This is a genomic window from Streptomyces sp. NPDC079141 (assembly GCF_040686775.1).
In the GTDB taxonomy this organism is placed as follows: domain Bacteria; phylum Actinomycetota; class Actinomycetes; order Streptomycetales; family Streptomycetaceae; genus Streptomyces.
In genome coordinates, this window is sequence record NZ_JBFBLP010000013.1 from 1 (window position 1) to 17796 (window position 17796).

A 17796-nucleotide genomic window follows, 5' to 3' on the forward strand; every position below is an offset into this window, starting at 1 on the left:
AGGCCCCTCTCGCGCCAGATGCGGGTGAGTTCGTCGTGCAGGACGTCGCGGGTGATGGCGTCCAGGGCGGCGAAGGGTTCGTCCATCAGCAGCAGTCGGCTGTCCTGGGCCAGGGCGCGGGCCATGGCGACGCGTTGGCGCATGCCGCCGGACAGTTCGTGGACCCGCTTGCCGTGGGCGCCGCCCAGGCGGACCAGCTCCAGCAGCTCCTCGGCCCGCACATGCCGCTCTGCCTTGGCCACACCGCGGAGTTTGAGGGCGAGTTCGATGTTCTTGCCGGCGGTGAGCCAGGGGAACAGGGCGTGTTCCTGGAACATCAGGGCGGGGCGGCCGTCGGTGGTGATGTGTCCGGTGGTGGGTTTGTCGAGGCCGGCGACGAGGTTGAGCAGGGTGGACTTGCCGCAGCCGGAGGCGCCCAGGAGGGTGACGAACTCACCCTGGGCGACATCGAGGGAGATGTCGTCGAGCACGAGCTGCTGTCCGGCCGGACCGGCGAAGGACTTCGAGACATGCTCAATATGAGCGGCGTGCTCCACCGACACATCCGTGTCGGCGGCCTTGGCGAGGGCGGTTGCCATGGTCGTCACCTCCTGGATACTCATCGGGACTCGTGCCTTACTTCACGCCGAGGCCGGCGTCGTCGGCCTCGGGTTCGCCCTCGGCCTTGAGGACCTTGTTGAGCAGGGTCAGGTCGTAGATGCCGGACAGGTCGGGCTCCTCCAGCAGCCCCGCCTTCACCGCGTGCCGCGCCTCGGTGTCGAGGCTGGCCGCGAGCGGATCGTCGAGGAACCGGATCGACGGCCATGCCGCGTCGACGACCTCGGCCGGGAGCGCCTTGCCGGTGTCCGTCCGCAGCTGCGCGTTGGCGGCGGTCTTCGCCTCCGCCGGGTTGGCGTTGATGTAGGCGTTGGTCTTCACCGAGCCGCGCAGCACCGCCTCGACGACGTCCGGGTGCTCCTTGAGGAAGTCCTGCCGGACGATGACGTTTGTGATCACGAACTTCTTGTCCGGCCACAGGTCGGCCTCGTCCAGCAGCACCTTCGCGCCCTCGGCGACCAGCTTCGACGCGGTCGGCTCCGGCACCCAGGCGCCGTCGACGGAACCGGACCGGTAGAGGTCGGGGGTGACCTTGTTGTCGGAGCGGACGACGGAGACGTCACCCTTGCCGCTCTGCGCGTCGACCTTCCAGCCCTGCTCGGCGACCCAGTTGAGGAACGCCACGTCCTGCGTGTTGCCCAGCTGAGGGGTGGCGATCCGCTTGCCCTTGACGTCCTTCAGGGACCTGATCTTCTCCGGGTCGACCACCAGCTTCACCCCGCCGGAGGCCGAACCGCTGATGATCCGCAGGTTCGTGCCGTTCGCCCTGACGTACCCGTTGACGGCCGGGGAGGGCCCGATCCAGCCGATGTCGATCGAGCCCGAGTTGAGGGCCTCGATCTCCGACGGCCCGGCGTTGAAGGCGGCGTACTCCGCCTTCGTACCGCCCAACTCCCGCTGGAAGATGCCCTCGTGGCGGCCCACCAGCGCGGTGGCGTGGGTGAGGTTCCCGAAGTAGCCGATCCGCACCGAGTCGAGGCCGCCGACCTTCGCCGCCCCGGGTATCGCCTGCTCGCTGTTCTCCACGGCCTGGGAGCCGTAGCCGCAGGCCGCGAGCGCGAGCAGCGGCAGCGCGGCCAGTACCGCGAGGGTACGGCGCAGGGCGGGGGTGGCAGGCACGGGAGGTGTTCCTCTCGGTGGCCCGGCACTCACGCCCTGCTCAGGCGCGGCCGGGGGGTCGGCAGACGGACGGGGGGCTGGTCAGCCGGCACATCGCGCGACCCCGCCCTGCCCGCTGCCGAGGGCGCCGCTGCCCACTCGGCCGCCCTCCTTGGCGAACGTCACGTAGTAATCGGTGGAGTTCATGGTCAGAAGTCCCAACCGTCGTCCTCGGCCTCGTCCTTGACGGGCTCCGGGGAGGCGAAGGACTCGCCGACCATGCCGGCGGTGAGCGTGGTGCCGTCGTTCGGGTCGATCAGGATGAACGAACCGGTGCGCCGCGAGTCGGCGTAGGAGTCGACGGGCAGCGGCTCGGCGGTACGGACCTTCACACGGCCGATGTCGTTGGCGACGAGCTGTCCCGGGTGCGGGTGCAGGGACAGGTCGTCGAGCGTGAGCCGGGACGGGATGTCCTTGACGATCGCCTTGACGGTGCGGGTGCCGTGCTTGAGCAGGACCCGGTGGCCGACGGTGAGCGGGGCATCGGCGACGTGGCACACGGTCGCCTCGATGTCCTGCGTGGTCGGCGGCGCGTCCTTGCTGGGCACGATCAGGTCGCCGCGCGAGATGTCGATGTCGTCCTCCAGCAGGACGGTCACCGACTGGGTGGTCCAGGCGACGTTGACCGGCTCGCCGAGCAGGTCGATGCCGGAGATCTTCGTGGAGCGGCCCGACGGCAGCACGGTGATCTGCTCGCCGACGCGGAACGAACCGGCCGCGATCTGACCGGCGTAGCCGCGGTAGTCGGGGTGCTCGGCGGTCTGCGGGCGGATGACGTACTGCACGGGCAGCCGCGCGTGGCAGTGGCTGAGGTCGTGGGTGACCGGGACGGTCTCCAGGTGCTCCAGCACGGTCGGGCCGCCGTACCAGTCCATGTGGGCGGACGGCTCCACCACGTTGTCACCGGCGAGTGCCGAGATCGGGATCGCGGTGACCTCGGGGACGCCCAGCTCGGTCGCGTACGCCGTGAACTCCTCGGCGATCGCGGCGAACACGGACTCCTGGTAGTCGACGAGGTCCATCTTGTTGACGGCGAGGACCACGTGCGGCACCCGCAGCAGGGCGGCCAGCGCGGCGTGCCGGCGGGTCTGCTCGACGACACCGTTGCGGGCGTCGATCAGGATCACCGTCAGCTCGGCGGTCGAGGCGCCGGTGACCATGTTCCGGGTGTACTGCACATGCCCGGGGGTGTCGGCGAGGATGAACCGCCTGCGCGGGGTGGCGAAGTAGCGGTAGGCCACGTCGATGGTGATGCCCTGCTCGCGCTCGGCGCGCAGACCGTCCGTCAGAAGGGCCAGGTCGGGGGCCTCCTGGCCACGGTTGCGGGAGGCGTGCTCGACGGCCTCCAGCTGGTCGGCCAGCACCGACTTGGAGTCGTGCAGCAGCCGGCCGACGAGGGTGGACTTGCCGTCGTCGACGGACCCGGCCGTGGCGAACCGCAGCAGGGTCGTCTCGGAGAGTTCCGTGGTCGTGCTCATGGTTAGAAGTACCCCTCGCGCTTGCGGTCTTCCATCGCGGCCTCGGACAGCTTGTCGTCGGCGCGCGTGGCGCCCCGCTCGGTGAGCCGGGACGCGGCGATCTCGGTGATGACCTGCTCAAGCGTCACGGCGTCCGAGTCGACGGCACCGGTGCAGGACATGTCGCCGACCGTGCGGTAGCGGATGAGCCGCTTCTCGACGGTCTCGCCGTCCTTCGGGCCGCCCCACTCGCCCGCGGTCAGCCACATGCCGCTGCGCTTGAACACGTCGCGCTCGTGCGCGAAGTAGATCTCCGGCAGCGCGATGCCCTCGCGGGCGATGTACTGCCAGACGTCCAGCTCGGTCCAGTTGGACAGCGGGAAGACCCGGACGTGTTCACCGGCCGCGTGGCGGCCGTTGTACAGGTTCCACAGCTCGGGGCGCTGGCGGCGCGGGTCCCACTGGGAGAACTCGTCGCGCAGCGAGAACACCCGCTCCTTGGCGCGCGCCTTCTCCTCGTCCCGGCGGCCACCGCCGAACACCGCGTCGAACCGCTCGCTCTGGATCTTCTCCGTCAGCGGCACCGTCTGCAACGGGTTACGGGTGCCGTCCGGGCGCTCCTTGAGCACCCCGCGGTCGATGTAGTCCTGCACGGACGCGACGTGCAGCCGCAGCCCGTGCTTCTCGACCGCGCGGTCGCGGTAGTCGAGCACCTCGGGGAAGTTGTGCCCGGTGTCCACGTGCAGCAGCGAGAAGGGGATCGCCGCCGGGGCGAACGCCTTCAGCGCCAGATGCAGCATGACGATGGAGTCCTTGCCGCCGGAGAACAGGATCACCGGCCGCTCGAACTCGCCCGCCACCTCGCGGAAGATGTGCACCGCCTCGGACTCCAGCGAGTCCAGGTGGGAGAGGGCGTGCGGGGTGTCCGTGCCCTCCTCGATCGAGGAGACGGTCGTCGTCATGCCAGGCCCCTTTCGCTGAGCAGGGCGTACACGGCCGCCGCGGACTCCTGCACGGTCTGGTTCTGCGACTCGATGCGCAGGTCGGGCGTCTCGGGCTCCTCGTACGGGTCGTCGACCCCGGTCAGCCCTGACAGCTCACCGGCGGCCTGCTTGGCGTACAGCCCCTTCACATCGCGTACGGAGCACACGTCGACCGGAGTGGCCACGTGCACCTCGATGTACGCCGCCCCGCTGTCCTGGTGGCGCTTGCGCACCGCCTCGCGGCTGTCGGCGTACGGCGCGATCACCGGCACCAGCGCCTTGACGCCGTTGCGGGCGAGCAGGTCGGCGAGGAAGCCGATGCGCTGCACATTGGTGTGCCGGTCCTCGCGGCTGAAGCCGAGGCCCGCGGAGATGAACTCGCGGATCTCGTCGCCGTCGAGCACCTCGACGCTGTGGCCCTCTTCGCGCAGCCGGCCGGCCAGCTCGTACGCGATCGTGGTCTTGCCGGCGCTCGGCAGACCCGTGAGCCAGACGGTGGCTCCGGTCGTCACGTGGTTCTCCTGAATCTCCGGAAACGGGGTCGTGGTCACAGGTGCAGCCCGCACTCGGTCTTGGCGCGGCCGGCCCAGCGGCCGGCACGCGCGTCCTCGCCCTCCAGGACGCGGCGGGTGCAGGGGGCGCAGCCGACGGAGGTGTAGCCGTCCATCAGCAGCGGGTTGGTGAGGACACCGTGCTCGGCGACGTAGGCGTCCACGTCGTCCTGGGTCCACTTGGCGATCGGCGAGATCTTGACCTTCTGCCGCTTCTCGTCCCAGCCGACGACCGGGGTGTTCGCCCGGGTCTCGGACTCGTCGCGGCGCAGGCCGGTCGCCCAGGCCGAGTAGCCCTTCAGGCCCCTCTCCAGCGGCTCGACCTTGCGCAGCTTGCAGCACAGGTCCGGGTCGCGGTCGTGCAGCTTCGGGCCGTACTGGGCGTCCTGCTCGGCCACCGACTGGCGCGGGGTGAGCGTGATGACGTTGACGTCCATCACCGCCTCCACCGCGTCCCGCGTACCGATCGTCTCGGGGAAGTGGTAGCCGGTGTCGAGGAACACGACGTCAACGCCGGGCAACGCGCGGGAGGCGAGATGGGCGACCACCGCGTCCTCCATCGAGGACGTCACACAGAAGCGCCGGCCGAAGGTGTCCGCGGCCCACTGGAGGATCTCCAGCGCGGAGGCGTCCTCAAGATCGCGGCCCGCCTGCTCGGCGAGCGCCTTGAGATCCTCGGTGGTGCGGTCTTCCTGAGTGGTCGTCATATCGCGTCTCCCCCTGCTTCGGTCTGCCGAACGCCCCGGGCCAGCAGGCCGAGGAACTTCAGCTGGAAAGCCCGGTTGCACGCCGCGCATTCCCACGCGCCGTGGCCCTGCTCGGACGGACGAAGGTCCTCGTCACCGCAGTAGGGGCAGTAGAAGGGGGCGGCCCGCTCGCTCATGACAGGGCCTCCTCGGAGGCACGAGCGGCCCACGTCGCGAAACGCTCGCCTTCCTCGCGCTCGGCCTGGAACCGCTTCAGGACCCGCTCGACGTAGTCGGGCAGCTCCTCCGAGGTCACCTTCAGACCGCGCACCTTGCGGCCGAAGCCGGCCTCAAGACCGAGGGCGCCGCCCAGGTGCACCTGGAAGCCCTCGACCTGCTCGCCCTGCTCGTTCAGGACCAGCTGGCCCTTGAGACCGATGTCCGCGACCTGGATACGGGCGCAGGCGTTCGGGCAGCCGTTGATGTTGATGGTGATCGGCTCGTCGAACTCCGGGATACGGCGCTCCAACTCGTCGATCAGGGAGGCGCCGCGCGCCTTGGTCTCGACGATGGCGAGCTTGCAGTACTCGATGCCGGTGCAGGCCATCGTGCCGCGCCGGAACGGGGAGGGCTTGGCGGTCAGGTCCAGCGCCTCCAGGGCTTCGACCAGCGACTCGACCTGCGTCTCCTCGACATCGAGGACGATCATCTTCTGTTCGACGGTGGTACGCACCCGGCCCGAGCCGTGCGCCTCGGCGAGCTCGGCGATCTTCGTCAGGGTGGCGCCGTCCACGCGGCCGACGCGCGGGGCGAAACCGACGTAGAACCGGCCGTCCTTCTGCCGGTGCACACCGACGTGGTCGCGCCAGCGCTCCACCGGCTGGGCGGGCGCGGGACCGTCGGCCAGCTTGCGCCCCAGGTACTCGTCCTCCAGGACCTGGCGGAACTTCTCCGCGCCCCAGTCGGCGACGAGGAACTTCAGGCGGGCGCGGGTGCGCAGGCGCCGGTAGCCGTAGTCGCGGAAGATCGAGATGACGCCCTCGTAGACGTCGGGGACCTCGTCGAGCGGGACCCAGGTGCCGAGCCGGACACCGATCTTGGGGTTGGTGGACAGACCGCCGCCGACCCACAGGTCGAAGCCGGGTCCGTGCTCGGGGTGGTGCACGCCGACGAAGGCGATGTCGTTGATCTCGTGCGCCACGTCCAGCAGCGGCGAGCCGGAGATCGCGGACTTGAACTTGCGGGGCAGGTTCGAGAACGCCTTGTTGCCGATGATCCGGCGCTGGATCTCGTCGATGGCCGGGCTGCCGTCGATGATCTCGTCCTCGGCGATGCCGGCCACCGGCGAGCCGATGACGACGCGGGGCGTGTCACCGCAGGCCTCGGTGGTGGACAGGCCGACCGCCTCCAGGCGGTTCCAGATCTCGGGCACGTCCTCGATGCGGATCCAGTGGTACTGGACGTTCTGCCGGTCGGTGATGTCGGCGGTGCCGCGCGCGAACTCCTGCGAGATCTCGCCGATGACACGCAGCTGCTCGGTGGTGAGCCGGCCGCCGTCGATGCGGACGCGCAGCATGAAGTACTCGTCGTCCAGCTCCTCCGGCTCCAGGATCGCGGTCTTGCCGCCGTCGATCCCGGGCTTGCGCTGGGTGTAGAGGCCCCACCAGCGCATGCGGCCGCGCAGGTCGTTGGGGTCGATCGAGTCGAAACCGCGCTTGGAGTAAATCGTCTCAATGCGTGTCCGCACATTGAGACCGTCGTCGTCCTTCTTGAACTGCTCGTTGCCGTTCAGCGGGGTGAAGTGCCCCGCGGCCCACTGGCCCTCACCGCGGTGACGGCTCACCTTGCGGCGGGGAGTCGCGGCAGCGGGCTTCTGCGGGGTGGCGGCCATGGTTGATACGTCCTTCGGGACAGGCGGGAAAGCGGCTCTGACCTGCGCATGTGGGCGCACGGCAGACGTGCGCGTCTTTGCGCAGGAAAGCAGGCAAAGGGGGAGGTGTCGGGCGAAGCTGAACGAGCTCTCAGCGCGCCGGACAGATGGCGCTGGACATGCGGCCGAGGTCGACGTGCCGCCGACTCACCAAGGCAATTCCAGTTCCAGACATGACGGAAGCGTGTCACGGCGATCTGGACACAGTCCAGCTTCGTCCATCATGCGGACACCCTTGTCCCGAAGAGCGAGACAAGGGTGTCCTTGGTCACACGGCGGGACCGATCCGCCTCGTGCAGGTCAGGCCGGGTACGCCCCGGGCCAGGGGCCGGTCACCGGCCGCTCCGGCTCCTCCTCGACCTTGGTGTCGAAGAGCTTGAAGCCCCGGCGCTGGTAGTTGGCCACGGCGTGCTCGCCGTCCAGGGTGCAGGTGTGCAGCCACACCCGCTTCGTCTGCGGCAGGCCCGGCCAGCGGTCCGCGAGGTCCCAGGCGCGGGCCGTGCCGTACGCCAGCAGATGGCCGCCGAGCCGCCGGCCGCGGAAGGCGGGGATCAGCCCGAACTGGAGGATCTCCACCGCGCCGTCCTCCTGCGGCACGAACTCCAGGTATCCGGCGGGAGTGCCCCGGTCGTACGCCACCCAGGTCTCCACGCCCGGCCGGTCCAGGTACTCCTGCCACTGCGCGTACGTCCAGCCGAGCCGGTCGGTCCAGCGGATGTCGCCGCCGACGGCGGCGTACAGGAAGCGGCTGAACTCGGGGGAGGGCACCTCGGCGCGGACGATCCGCACGTCGCCGTCCGGCGCGGCGGCCGGAAGGGCGTCGGTCGGCGAGGTCTGCTCCAGGGACCAGATGGTCACGGGGATGTTGCTCATGCCGTCAGGCAATCATCTATCCCAGCGATCTGTCGATCGTGTTCAGCGACAGCGAAAACAGCGTCCGCCCCGACTGCGACCAGACCTCGCCGGTCTCCTCCCAGTACGACAGGGAGGCCGAACGGGCGCTCCAGCAGCGGTGCGTGTCGTAGGAACCGCACCGGGCGGTCTCGGCGCCGCTCGCGCTCTGCCGCCACAGAGTGCCGCGCTCCTCGGCCGCCTGGGTCACGTACCAGCGGGAGCCGTACGACAGCACGCCGCCGAGCCGGTCCGCCCCCGTCTCGTACGCCTCGCTCGCGCTGCCGTCGGCGAGCAGCCCGGTGCGGTCCGGGTCCTTGCTGAACGCATAGCGCCACAGCCGGTCGCCGCCGCCGGCCACCAGGCTGTCGGGGGCGGTGCTGCGGTCGAGGGAGAGGGTGACGGGGTGGACCCCCCGGTAGGAGCCGACGGCCGGCAGCACGAAACGGGAGCCGTGCGCCGCCGTGCCCTCGCCGGCCGTGCGCTGGATGCGGTGCAGGTCGTAGACGTACAGCCCCTCGGCGGCGGTGACCAGCAGCTTGTCCTGGTACCAGACCATGCCGGAGACCGGCGAGGAAAGCGCGCGGTAGTCACGGCCGTCGTTCGTGGGGACGGCGAGGAGGGCCCAGGTGTAGCGGAGGCGGTCGGGGTCGGTCGCGTCGACGAAGGCGACCCGCGAGACGTCGTCGCGGGACCAGGCGGACAGGATCACACGGTGCTCGCCCCAGTGGCCGTCGTCATCGGCGTCCCCGGAGGTGGTGACCGCTCCGGCCCGCCAGGAGCGGGTGTCGGCGGCGTCGAAGCAGTACGCGCGGGTGGCGGCCGGGGCGACCGGCAGCGCCGTGCGCTCGGCCGTCGTGCAGCCGGCCGCGGTCCGCAGGGTGCGGTCGGCGGTGTCGAGCACGGCCTCCACACCGACGGGGCGGCCCATCGCCGCGGTCAGCCGGTCCAGGGAACGGTCCGGCGCGAGGTCCTCGTGCAGCCGCAGGGTGTCGAGCTCGGCGGCGGAGGTGATCCGGTCCAGCGCTCCGGGATCGTCGTCGACCGTGGCCTGCGAGGCGCTGATCATGGTGGCGGCGGCGGTGAGCGCGAGGGCGGTTCCGGCCAGCACACCGCGCAGCGCACGGCCCCGCTTGCGCCGTCGATGTCTCCCGCGATGCTTCATAAGGTCCTCCCGAGGCGGGCCAACTGCGCCTGATGATCCGTGCGTTGACCGAGGAGCAGGTGGGGTGGCCCGTAGGGGATGCTACGGCAGTACGGTGCGGCCGCGGACGAAGACCCCGCAAATACGTGGACGAAGACCCCGCACATACGCGGAAGATGCCACGGGGGAGCGTCAGGAAGCGCCCCGGTGGGCCGCAATTCCCGGCGCCGTGGAGTGCGGCAGCAGCTGCCGGGGGTCGTCCGGGAGCAGGAGCTCGATCTCCGCGTTCTCGCAGAAACGATACGGCCGGTGTTCCAGCAGCCCTCCGAGGTAACGCCGTACCCGGGACATCTCCGCCCGGACCGTCACCGTGCGGCCGGGATCGCCGAACATGTCCTCGGCCAGGGCCGCCGCACTGCGCCCGGAGCGGTGCAGGGCCAGCAGACAGAGCAACTCGGCGTGCCGGGGACTGAGTTCATGACTCCAGCTGCCCGCCGCCCCCGACACCGTCACCGACCAGCGGCGCGGCTGCGACAGATCCAGCACGATCCGCCGCTCCCCGCCGCCGGGCACCGGCTCGTCGTCCGGCCGCAGCAGCCAGCCGCCCGCCAGCGGCTCCACCGCGCACACTCCGAGCGGCGGCAGCCACCGACGGCCCGGCGACAGCGACTTGGGCAGCGCGATCCGGTTCGTGTACGGCATCCCGGTCACCGCGGCGGTCCAGCCGTCCCGGTCCACCACCAGCGCCCGGCCGGAGAACCGGGACAGCACCGGCGCCGCCACCGCGCGCAACCGCTCCAGCGAGCCCAGATGCAGCTCGCGCAGCCGGGCCTCGGCGAGCTTGGCCACCGAGTCCACCCAGGCGAGGGTGGCCGGATGCATGGTCTCCAGCGGCCCGCTGACGTCCACCACACCCAGCAGCCGCCCGTCCCGCGGATCCGTGATGGGGGCACCCGCGCAGGTCCAGCTGGTGTGCGTGCGCACGAAGTGCTCGGCGCCGAAGACCTGCACCGGCCGCCGCACCGCGGCCGGCGTGCCCACGCCGTTGGTGCCGACGACGTCCTCCCGCCAGTCGGCGCCGAGTTCGAACCCGAACCCGTCGGCCTTGCGCAGCACCGGCGCGCTGCCCTCCCGCCACAGCACCCGGCCGTCCTCGTCGGCCACCACCATGATGTGGTGCGTGACGTCCGCGACGGACAGCAGTCCCTCGCGCAGCACGGGCAGGACATGGCGCAGCGGGGTCGCCTCCCGGCGCCGCTGCACCTCCTCGCGGGAGAGCAGCCCCGATCTGAAGTCGTGGTCGGGGTCCACCCCGCCGCGCAGCATCCGCCCCCAGGACTCCTCGATCACCGGACGCGGGGCGACCGGCCCGCGCTGACCGGAGAGCGTGGCGTTGCGCACGTCGTTGAGCACCCGTGCGGCACGTGCCGCGTCGACGGCGGCCAGCTGCGTCACGTTCATCGGTGACAGCGCCACTGGTCCTCCCGGAGATGTGCTGTGTACTGACCGGTCGTCTCATAGTGCCGCCCGACCGCGGCGGAGGGGCACAATCCGCCCACAGGGGCGAACAAGTTGCAACCCCCTGCAACCCTGGTGGTCCGGCTTGGCCTGATTGAAACTTGAGCAATACCGCCCAGGCGGTGTTCGAGGCCTCGAACGGGCCAGTGCGGGGGATGGTGCCGTGTCGGCGCAGCATCATCCCCCGCCATCCGATGCGTTGGCGTCTGCGGGGCTGTCGGGGCTTGTCGCGCCCCACGCGGCGGAGCCGCACATCGACACAGCCCCGCGCCCCTGGGGCTCAGGCCTGCGGCCTGGCCCGATCCACCACCGACGCGAGATTCAGGGTGGACGGCAATGTGCCGAAGGCCGCGCCGCCGTCGCCTCCCAGACGCGACGCGCAGAACGCGTCAGCCACCTCCGGCGGGGCGAAGCGGACCAGCAACGAACCTTGGAGGACCAGGGCCAACCGTTCTGTCAGGCGCCTTGCCCGGGCCTCGATGCCGTCCAAATCGGCCAGTTCGGTGAGCAGGTCCTTGATGGCTCCGTCCAGGCGGTGGTCGGCGCCGCGGGCCCGGCCGACCTCCTGGAGGTAGGCGTTCAGGGCCTGCGGCTCGCGTTGCAGCACCCGCAGGACGTCCAGGGCCTGGACGTTGCCGGCGCCCTCCCAGATCGAGTTCAGCGGGGACTCCCGGACCAGCCGGGGCATGCCGGACTCCTCGACGTACCCGTTGCCGCCCAGGCACTCGGCCGCCTCCACCGCCACCGGCGCACAGCGCTTGGTCACCCAGTACTTGGCGGCCGGCACCGCGATCCGCAGCAGCGCCCGCTCCTGCTCGCCGCCGTCGTCGTAGGCCGCCGCGAGCCGCAGCGCGAGCGTGGTCGCCGCCTCGGACTCCAGCGCCAGGTCCGCCAGCACATTGCGCATCAGCGGCTTGTCGACCAGCTTCCCGCCGAACGCCTCGCGGTAGGTGCAGTGGTGGACCGCCTGGGCGACGGCCTGCCGCATCAGCCCCGCCGAGCCCAGCACACAGTCCAGCCGGGTCGCCGCCACCATCTCGATGATGGTGCGCACCCCGCGCCCCTCCTCGCCGACCCGGCGCGCCCAGGTCCCGGCGAACTCGACCTCGGCCGAGGCGTTCGACCGGTTGCCGAGCTTGTCCTTCAGGCGCTGGATGCGAAAGACATTGCGCGAGCCGTCGTGGAGCACTCGCGGCACCAGGAAACAGGTCAGGCCCTCCGGAGCCTGGGCCAGCACCAGGAACCCGTCGGACATGGGCGCCGAGCAGAACCACTTGTGCCCGGTCAGCTCGTAGGACTCGCCGTCGGGAAGGGGCCGCGCGGCCGTCGTGTTCGCGCGTACGTCGCTGCCGCCCTGCTTCTCCGTCATGGCCATCCCGAGCAGCGCCCCCGCCTTCAGGCCCGCGGGCCTGAGCTCCCGGTCGTAGACCGTGGAGGTCAGCCGGGGCTCCCACTCGGCGGCGAGATCCGGGTCGGTGCGCAGCGCGGGCACGGCGGCGTGGGTCATCGACAGCGGACAGCCGTTGCCCGCCTCGACCTGCGTCCACACCAGGAACCCGGCCGCCCGCCGCACATGCCCGCCCGGCCGCGTCCAGGCCGAGGTCAGTCCCGCGGCGACGCCCTTGCCGAGCAGCCGGTGCCAGGCCGGATGGAAGTCGACCTCGTCGACCCGGTTGCCGTAGCGGTCGTGCGTGCGCAGCCGCGGCGGGTTCTCGTTGGCCTGCACCGCCCAGTCCTGGAGCTGCGCCGAGCCGGCCGACCGCCCCAGCGCCGACAGATCGCCGTGCGCCTCCGGAAGCAGGTCCGGATCGAGGTGCCGTTCGACCGCCTCGGTCAGTGTCCGGTCGGCGCCGTAGACGTCGTATCCGACCAGCGGCGGGGGCTGGTTCGGCACGGTGTGGGGGTTGCCTGCCATGACTGTGAACCTACCCCTCCGTATGGGGGTGGTCACGTCGCCGACGCGGCGCCCCACGGGGCGGGACAGGAGCAGGCCGAACGGCGGATACCGTTAGGACGTGCAGCCAGCAAGTGAAACCCCCCACGGGCCCTCGGGCCGTCTCCATCGGGCGCGTGCCCTCTACCGGAACGTCTCGAAGCGCAGGACCGCCTGGCTGTTGCTCAAGGACACCGTCAACTCGTGCATCGAGTACCGGATCCTGGGTCTGGCCGCGGAGGCGGCCTTCTTCACCCTGCTGTCCGTGCCGCCGCTCCTGCTGAGCATGATCGGCCTGCTCGGCTACGTCGACGACTGGACCGGCACCGACACCATCAGCAGCCTGGAGGCCAACCTTCTGGAGGCCTCCCGCACCGTCCTGTCGGACAAGGGCGTCAGACAGATCGCGCAGCCGATCCTCGACGACGTGATGAAGGGCGGCCGCCCCGACGTCATCTCCATCGGCTTCCTGTTCGCCCTGTGGTCGGGCTCGCGCGCGGTGAACGTCTTCATAGACACCATCACCGTGATGTACGGCCTCGACGGCGTCCGCGGCATCGTCAAGACCCGGCTGGTCGCCTTCGTGCTCTTCCTGGTGGCCCTGGTGATCGGCTCGATCGCGCTGCCGCTGATGGTGGCGGGACCGGACGCGGTCCTCAACGTCCTGCCCTGGTCGGAGACGCTCGTCCAGGTCCTGTACTGGCCCGTCGTCATCCTGCTGTCCGTCGCCTTCCTGACGACGCTCTACCACGTCTCCGTGCCGGTGCGCTCGCCCTGGATCGAGGACGTGCCCGGCGCCCTGGTCGCCCTCGGCATGTGGGTACTGGGCAGCTTCCTGCTGCGCATCTACCTGACCAACACGGTCGAGGGCGCCACGATCTACGGCTCGCTGGCCGCCGCCGTCGCCGTCCTGCTGTGGATCGGTGTGTCCGCGTTCGCCGTCCTCGTCGGGGCCGCGGTCAACGCCGCGATCGACCGGGTGTGGCCGGCCGCCTCGACGGCCGCGGCCCGCGCCGCCAACGAGCGGCTGCGCGAGGCGCAGGTCGCCGAGTACGTGGCCCGGGCGGCCGCCCACCGCGAGGCCGCCCACGACGACCCGGACGACCCGGACATGCCCTCGGAGTTCCCCGAACGCTGGTCCCGCTTCCTGCCGCCGGAGGATGTGACGTCCCGGCTGCGGACCCATGTGAAGAGCACTCACCCACCGCACAAGCACGACGACTCCTGAGAGCCCCTACGCCTTCCAGGCCCCCGCCGCCGCGGCCTCCCGCACGAAGTCCGAGAAGTCGCGCGGCTCGCGTCCCAGCACCTCGCGGACCCCGTCGGTGAGACGGGCGTTCCGCCCGTCGAGCAGCCCCTCGAACACCTCCACCAGGAACTCCGCCTCCTCCTGAGGCACACCGAACCCGGTCAGCGCCTCGCCGTACGCCCGCGCCGGCACCGGCGTGTACGTCAGCCCGGTGCCCGTGGCCGCCGCGACCTCCGCGACCGCCTGCCGGAAGGACAGCAGCCGCGGCCCGGTGACCTCCAGCGTCCGTCCCACGTACCGTTCCCCGGACGCCAGGGCCGCCACCACGACATCCGCGATGTCCCGCACGTCGATGAACGGCTCCTGCACCTCGCCCGCCGGGAACACCAGCTCCCCGTCGCGCAACCCCTCCACCAGCGGCCCCTCACTGAAGTTCTGCGAGAACCACGCGGCCTGTACGACCGTCCAGTCCGCGCCCGACGACTTCAGCGCCTCCTCCGTCGGCAGCGCCTGCTCCTCGCCGCGCGCCGACAGCAGCACCAGCCGCCGTACGCCGATCCCCACGGCCTCCCTGGCCAGCGCCCCGACCCCCTCGGTCGCCGCCGGGGCGCCGACGTCGGACGGGTACATGAGGTACGCCGCGTCCGCACCCCGCAGGGTCTCGGCCCAGGTCGTCGGGTCCTCCCAGTCGAAGCCCGTGGACCGGGAGGCCTCCCGTACGTCCATCCCCGCCGCCCGCGCCGCCTCGGCCACCCGGCTGCCGGTACGGCCCGAGGCGCCGGTCACCACCACTGTCGTCTTCGCTGCGTTGTCCGTCATGCCTTCAGTCAACGGCCCCGCGCGCCAAGACCCCATCGCCGAAAGGCTCGTTCCCATGCGTGAGCGTCTACGCTGGCGGCATGGACGCGCTCACAGGGCTGCTGGAAGGCCCCCGCGCGCGCGGTGCCTTCATGATCCGTGCGTGCTTCGACCCGCCGTGGTCCGTGCGGATCGAGGACCGCGCCCCGCTGACGGTGATGCTCATGGTCCGCGGCGAGGCGTGGATCACGCCGGACGCGGGGGAGCCGGTCCGGCTCGGCGCCGGGGATCTCGCCATCGCGCGTGGTCCGGACCCGTACACCTGCGCCGACGACCCGGAGACCGCGCCGCAGGCCGTGATCCTGCCGGGCGGTGAGTGCTCCTACCCCGACGGCCGTCCCCTCAACGGCTCCATGGATCTCGGCGTGCGCTCCTGGGGCGACCGGCTCGACGGCTCGGCCGTGATGCTGATCGGCACCTATCTGTGGCAGGGGGAGGTCAGCGGGCGGCTGCTGGACGCGCTGCCGCCGCTGCTGACGCTCACGGCCGAGGTGTGGGACTGCCCGCTCACGCCGTACCTCATGGAGGAGATCGTCCGCGACGAGCCGGGCCAGGAGGTCGTCCTGGACCGGCTGCTCGACCTGCTGGTCATCGCCGCGCTCAGGGCCTGGTTCTCCCGGCCCGAGGCAGCGGCGCCGGCCTGGTACCGGGCGCTCGCCGATCCCGTGGTCGGGCGGGTGCTGCGGCTCGTCCAGGACGATCCGGCCCATCCCTGGACGGTGGCGTCCCTCGCGGCGAAGGCGGGGGTTTCGCGGGCGGCGCTGGCCCGGCGGTTCACGGAACTGGTGGGGGAGCCGCCGATGACGTATCTGACGGGGTGGCGGCTCGCGCTGGCGGCGGACGCGCTGCGCGACACCGACGACACGCTTGAGGCGATCGCCCGTCAGGTGGGGTACGGGAGCGCGTTCGCTCTGTCCAGCGCGTTCAAGAGGGTGTACGGGGTGAGTCCGCAGGCGCACCGGGGGAGGGGGGCGTAGGGCTTCGGCGGGTGCGGGTTCGTCGTGGTTGCTCGCGCCCACGCGGCGGAGCCGCATATCGATACAGCCCCGCGCCCCTGAAGGGGCGCGTTCCTCTTACCCTGGTCGTGTGTACACGGAGAGGACGTCCCGGCTGGTCGGTGCCGTCGCCTGGGCCAGCAGCTCGTCGGGGCTGGTGCTGCCCGATGGCTGCATGGACTTGATGTGGCATGCGGGGCGGCTGGTTGTCGCCGGACCTGACACTCGTGCGTACGTCGCCGGAGGTGACGGCGGCGCGTGGCTCGGCGTGCGTTTCCACCCCGGTGACGCGCCTGCCTTCCTGGGCGTTCCCGCGCATGAGCTGCGCGACCAGTGCGTCGACCTCGCGGAGCTGTGGCCCGCCTCGCAGGTACGACGACTCCGTGGCCGTATCGAAGGCGCAGCAGATCCCCTCACCGCGCTCGAAGACGTCGTACTGGAACGGGCCGCGCCGCCCGACCCGCTGCTACGACGACTTGTCACCGCCCTCGGCTCGGGCCGCCCCGTCGCCACCACCGCCGACGAACTCGGCCTCGGCGCACGTCAGTTGCACCGGCGCAGCCTGGCCGCCTTCGGCTACGGGCCCAAGACGCTGGCCCGGATCCTGCGGATGCGGCGGGCGCTTGAGCTGGCCCGGACCGGCGTTCCGTTCGCGGACACGGCGGTCCGCGCCGGATTCGCCGACCAGGCCCATCTGGCGCGGGACGTCAAGGAGTTGGCGGGGGTTCCGCTGGGGGAGCTACTGGGACGCCGGTAGCGGGGCGAACAGATCGACGCCGTTGCCGTCCGGGTCGTGGACGATTGCGTACCGCTGTCCCCACACCGCGTCCCACGGCTTGAGCTCGCCGTGGTGGCCGGCGCCCACCAGCTCCTCGTACACCGCGTCCACTTCGGCGGGCCCTTCGCACAGCAGGGCGAGCGAGGTCCGGCCTCCGCCGGTCGGTGCCTGCCAGCCGGGCAGGAAGGAGCGGACGGTCTCCTCGGTGTCGAGCAACAATCGCATGCCGCCCGGCAGTTCGGCCTCGACGTGCGGCTGCTCCTCTGAGCCCTCGGGGAACGTGAATCCGAGGCGACGGTAGAAGGCGAGGGTGGCGGTCATGTCGGAGACCACCAGGGCGATGGCATTGAGTCGTGGAGTCATGCGGCCACCGTAGGCAGGCGCCGGGCGGTGGGTCTTGAAGGAAACGGACACCTTCGGCGGGCTCAGCCGAACGTCACCGGACCCTTCGGTGTGTCCACCGTGAACGTGAGGGCCACCGGCCCCTCGGTCAGGTCGAGGGCGGTGCCCAGCGCGGCCAGCAGGGGCCTGATCTCGTCCGGGTCGGGGGCGCCGGCGGACAGGGACAACAGGGGAGTGACCGGCAGGCCGGACGCCGTCGGGTGGACCGAGGTGCCCCAGTCGATGAGGAACGGCACGAGACCGGAGGGGTGGGCCGTGTCGCCGTCGGTCAGGCGCCATTCCAGGAGCGTTCCGTCGGGCCTGCGGCGGCTCATCGCATGCGGTGGACCGGGGTCGTAGCCGCGGGCCCGGGCCGCCGCGACCGTCGCGTCGATGTCCGGCGTACTGATCGCCCAGGTCACGGTGCGCGGGACGGTCAGCCCGTCGACACCGAAGGGACGCGCATGGCCCGGAGCGGACTGTTCCGGGTCCGGGCCGACGATCTCCAGGTAGCTGGTGCCGCCCAGGGAGACCAGGTGGTTGCGGGTGCCCAGGCCGACATGAGCGCCGCCGGGAGCGGGGGTGACACCGGTACGCCGGGCGAAGTCGGCGACCGTTGCCGCCAGGTCCGGGGTCGCGAGGACGAGGTGGTCAAGGTGGGCCGGAATCGTGTTCATCGCTGAGGAG

The 17796-nt window shown here is 71.3% G+C and carries 19 protein-coding genes; 3 read left to right on the forward strand and 16 right to left on the reverse strand.

Features of this window, described 5'->3' with window-relative positions; translation table 11 throughout:
• From AB0Q90_RS29270 to AB0Q90_RS29330, 13 genes are all read right to left on the reverse strand, one after another.
• On the reverse strand, positions 1 to 578 hold a 578-nt coding region (locus AB0Q90_RS29270), incomplete at its 3' end, for an ATP-binding cassette domain-containing protein (RefSeq protein WP_363158682.1).
• Between the two features lie 37 nt (positions 579 to 615).
• Entirely contained in the window at positions 616 to 1716 is a 1101-nt protein-coding gene (locus AB0Q90_RS29275) for an aliphatic sulfonate ABC transporter substrate-binding protein (RefSeq protein WP_363158681.1), read from the reverse strand.
• Positions 1717 to 1904: 188 nt separating this feature from the next.
• Complete coding sequence (locus tag AB0Q90_RS29280; protein ID WP_363158680.1) at positions 1905 to 3233, reverse strand: GTP-binding protein; 1329 nt, start codon at positions 3231 to 3233, stop codon at positions 1905 to 1907.
• Between the two features lie 2 nt (positions 3234 to 3235).
• Entirely contained in the window at positions 3236 to 4174 is a 939-nt protein-coding gene (gene cysD / locus AB0Q90_RS29285; protein WP_363158679.1) for a sulfate adenylyltransferase subunit CysD, read from the reverse strand.
• A complete protein-coding gene (gene cysC, locus AB0Q90_RS29290; RefSeq protein ID WP_363158678.1) occupies positions 4171 to 4761 on the reverse strand; it encodes an adenylyl-sulfate kinase in 591 nt (196 codons plus the stop codon). Before cysC ends, cysD begins: the two co-directional genes overlap by 4 nt.
• On the reverse strand, positions 4743 to 5453 hold the full coding sequence (locus AB0Q90_RS29295; RefSeq protein ID WP_363158677.1) for a phosphoadenylyl-sulfate reductase: 711 nt from the start codon (positions 5451 to 5453) through the stop codon (positions 4743 to 4745). The genes cysC and AB0Q90_RS29295 overlap by 19 nt, the downstream gene beginning before the upstream one ends.
• Entirely contained in the window at positions 5450 to 5629 is a 180-nt protein-coding gene (locus AB0Q90_RS29300) for a hypothetical protein (RefSeq protein ID WP_363158676.1), read from the reverse strand. The genes AB0Q90_RS29295 and AB0Q90_RS29300 overlap by 4 nt, the downstream gene beginning before the upstream one ends.
• Complete coding sequence (locus tag AB0Q90_RS29305) at positions 5626 to 7323, reverse strand: nitrite/sulfite reductase (protein ID WP_363158675.1); 1698 nt, start codon at positions 7321 to 7323, stop codon at positions 5626 to 5628. Before AB0Q90_RS29305 ends, AB0Q90_RS29300 begins: the two co-directional genes overlap by 4 nt.
• Before the next feature lie 130 nt (positions 7324 to 7453).
• Positions 7454 to 7537 (reverse strand): putative leader peptide, encoded by an 84-nt coding sequence (locus AB0Q90_RS29310; RefSeq protein ID WP_310591794.1) that lies wholly within the window; start codon positions 7535 to 7537, stop codon positions 7454 to 7456.
• 125 nt (positions 7538 to 7662) lie between these two features.
• Positions 7663 to 8235 (reverse strand): GNAT family N-acetyltransferase, encoded by a 573-nt coding sequence (locus tag AB0Q90_RS29315; RefSeq protein WP_363158674.1) that lies wholly within the window; start codon positions 8233 to 8235, stop codon positions 7663 to 7665.
• 16 nt (positions 8236 to 8251) lie between these two features.
• Complete coding sequence (locus tag AB0Q90_RS29320) at positions 8252 to 9418, reverse strand: hypothetical protein (protein ID WP_363158673.1); 1167 nt, start codon at positions 9416 to 9418, stop codon at positions 8252 to 8254.
• Between the two features lie 171 nt (positions 9419 to 9589).
• Entirely contained in the window at positions 9590 to 10858 is a 1269-nt protein-coding gene (locus tag AB0Q90_RS29325; protein ID WP_363158672.1) for a GAF domain-containing protein, read from the reverse strand.
• Between the two features lie 337 nt (positions 10859 to 11195).
• Entirely contained in the window at positions 11196 to 12830 is a 1635-nt protein-coding gene (locus AB0Q90_RS29330) for an acyl-CoA dehydrogenase family protein (protein WP_363158671.1), read from the reverse strand.
• A 100-nt stretch (positions 12831 to 12930) separates the two neighbouring features.
• On the opposite strand from AB0Q90_RS29330, the gene AB0Q90_RS29335 reads away from it, so the two are divergent.
• Positions 12931 to 14076, forward strand: coding sequence for a YihY/virulence factor BrkB family protein (locus AB0Q90_RS29335; protein ID WP_363158670.1), 1146 nt, complete (start codon positions 12931 to 12933; stop codon positions 14074 to 14076).
• Positions 14077 to 14082: 6 nt separating this feature from the next.
• On the opposite strand, the gene AB0Q90_RS29340 is transcribed toward AB0Q90_RS29335, so the two are convergent.
• Positions 14083 to 14916 carry an NAD(P)H-binding protein gene (locus AB0Q90_RS29340; protein WP_363158669.1) on the reverse strand — a complete coding sequence of 278 codons (834 nt, stop codon included), beginning with the start codon at positions 14914 to 14916 and terminating at the stop codon, positions 14083 to 14085.
• Positions 14917 to 14996: 80 nt separating this feature from the next.
• Here AB0Q90_RS29340 and AB0Q90_RS29345 point away from each other — a divergent pair, with 80 nt between their 5' ends.
• Positions 14997 to 15932, forward strand: a complete 936-nt coding sequence (locus AB0Q90_RS29345; protein ID WP_363158668.1) for an AraC family transcriptional regulator — start codon at positions 14997 to 14999, stop codon at positions 15930 to 15932.
• A 109-nt stretch (positions 15933 to 16041) separates the two neighbouring features.
• Positions 16042 to 16707 carry a helix-turn-helix transcriptional regulator gene (locus tag AB0Q90_RS29350; RefSeq protein WP_363158667.1) on the forward strand — a complete coding sequence of 222 codons (666 nt, stop codon included), beginning with the start codon at positions 16042 to 16044 and terminating at the stop codon, positions 16705 to 16707.
• On the opposite strand, the gene AB0Q90_RS29355 is transcribed toward AB0Q90_RS29350, so the two are convergent.
• Positions 16690 to 17091 (reverse strand): VOC family protein, encoded by a 402-nt coding sequence (locus AB0Q90_RS29355; RefSeq protein WP_363158666.1) that lies wholly within the window; start codon positions 17089 to 17091, stop codon positions 16690 to 16692. The two genes, AB0Q90_RS29350 and AB0Q90_RS29355, sit on opposite strands and share 18 nt — an antisense overlap.
• Before the next feature lie 62 nt (positions 17092 to 17153).
• Positions 17154 to 17786, reverse strand: a complete 633-nt coding sequence (locus AB0Q90_RS29360) for a VOC family protein (RefSeq protein ID WP_363158664.1) — start codon at positions 17784 to 17786, stop codon at positions 17154 to 17156.
• Positions 17787 to 17796 lie beyond the last annotated feature (10 nt).

Coding starts and splice junctions, on each gene's coding strand:
- AB0Q90_RS29280 (WP_363158680.1), bottom strand. CDS start 3,233: ATGAGCACGACCACGGAACTCTCCGAGACGACCCTGCTGCGGTTCGCC.
- cysD (WP_363158679.1), bottom strand. CDS start 4,174: ATGACGACGACCGTCTCCTCGATCGAGGAGGGCACGGACACCCCGCAC.
- AB0Q90_RS29295 (WP_363158677.1), bottom strand. CDS start 5,453: ATGACGACCACTCAGGAAGACCGCACCACCGAGGATCTCAAGGCGCTC.
- AB0Q90_RS29300 (WP_363158676.1), bottom strand. CDS start 5,629: ATGAGCGAGCGGGCCGCCCCCTTCTACTGCCCCTACTGCGGTGACGAG.
- AB0Q90_RS29305 (WP_363158675.1), bottom strand. CDS start 7,323: ATGGCCGCCACCCCGCAGAAGCCCGCTGCCGCGACTCCCCGCCGCAAG.
- AB0Q90_RS29310 (WP_310591794.1), bottom strand. CDS start 7,537: ATGTCTGGAACTGGAATTGCCTTGGTGAGTCGGCGGCACGTCGACCTC.
- AB0Q90_RS29315 (WP_363158674.1), bottom strand. CDS start 8,235: ATGAGCAACATCCCCGTGACCATCTGGTCCCTGGAGCAGACCTCGCCG.
- AB0Q90_RS29320 (WP_363158673.1), bottom strand. CDS start 9,418: ATGAAGCATCGCGGGAGACATCGACGGCGCAAGCGGGGCCGTGCGCTG.
- AB0Q90_RS29325 (WP_363158672.1), bottom strand. CDS start 10,858: ATGAACGTGACGCAGCTGGCCGCCGTCGACGCGGCACGTGCCGCACGG.
- AB0Q90_RS29330 (WP_363158671.1), bottom strand. CDS start 12,830: ATGGCAGGCAACCCCCACACCGTGCCGAACCAGCCCCCGCCGCTGGTC.
- AB0Q90_RS29340 (WP_363158669.1), bottom strand. CDS start 14,916: ATGACGGACAACGCAGCGAAGACGACAGTGGTGGTGACCGGCGCCTCG.
- AB0Q90_RS29345 (WP_363158668.1), top strand. CDS start 14,997: ATGGACGCGCTCACAGGGCTGCTGGAAGGCCCCCGCGCGCGCGGTGCC.
- AB0Q90_RS29355 (WP_363158666.1), bottom strand. CDS start 17,091: ATGACTCCACGACTCAATGCCATCGCCCTGGTGGTCTCCGACATGACC.
- AB0Q90_RS29360 (WP_363158664.1), bottom strand. CDS start 17,786: ATGAACACGATTCCGGCCCACCTTGACCACCTCGTCCTCGCGACCCCG.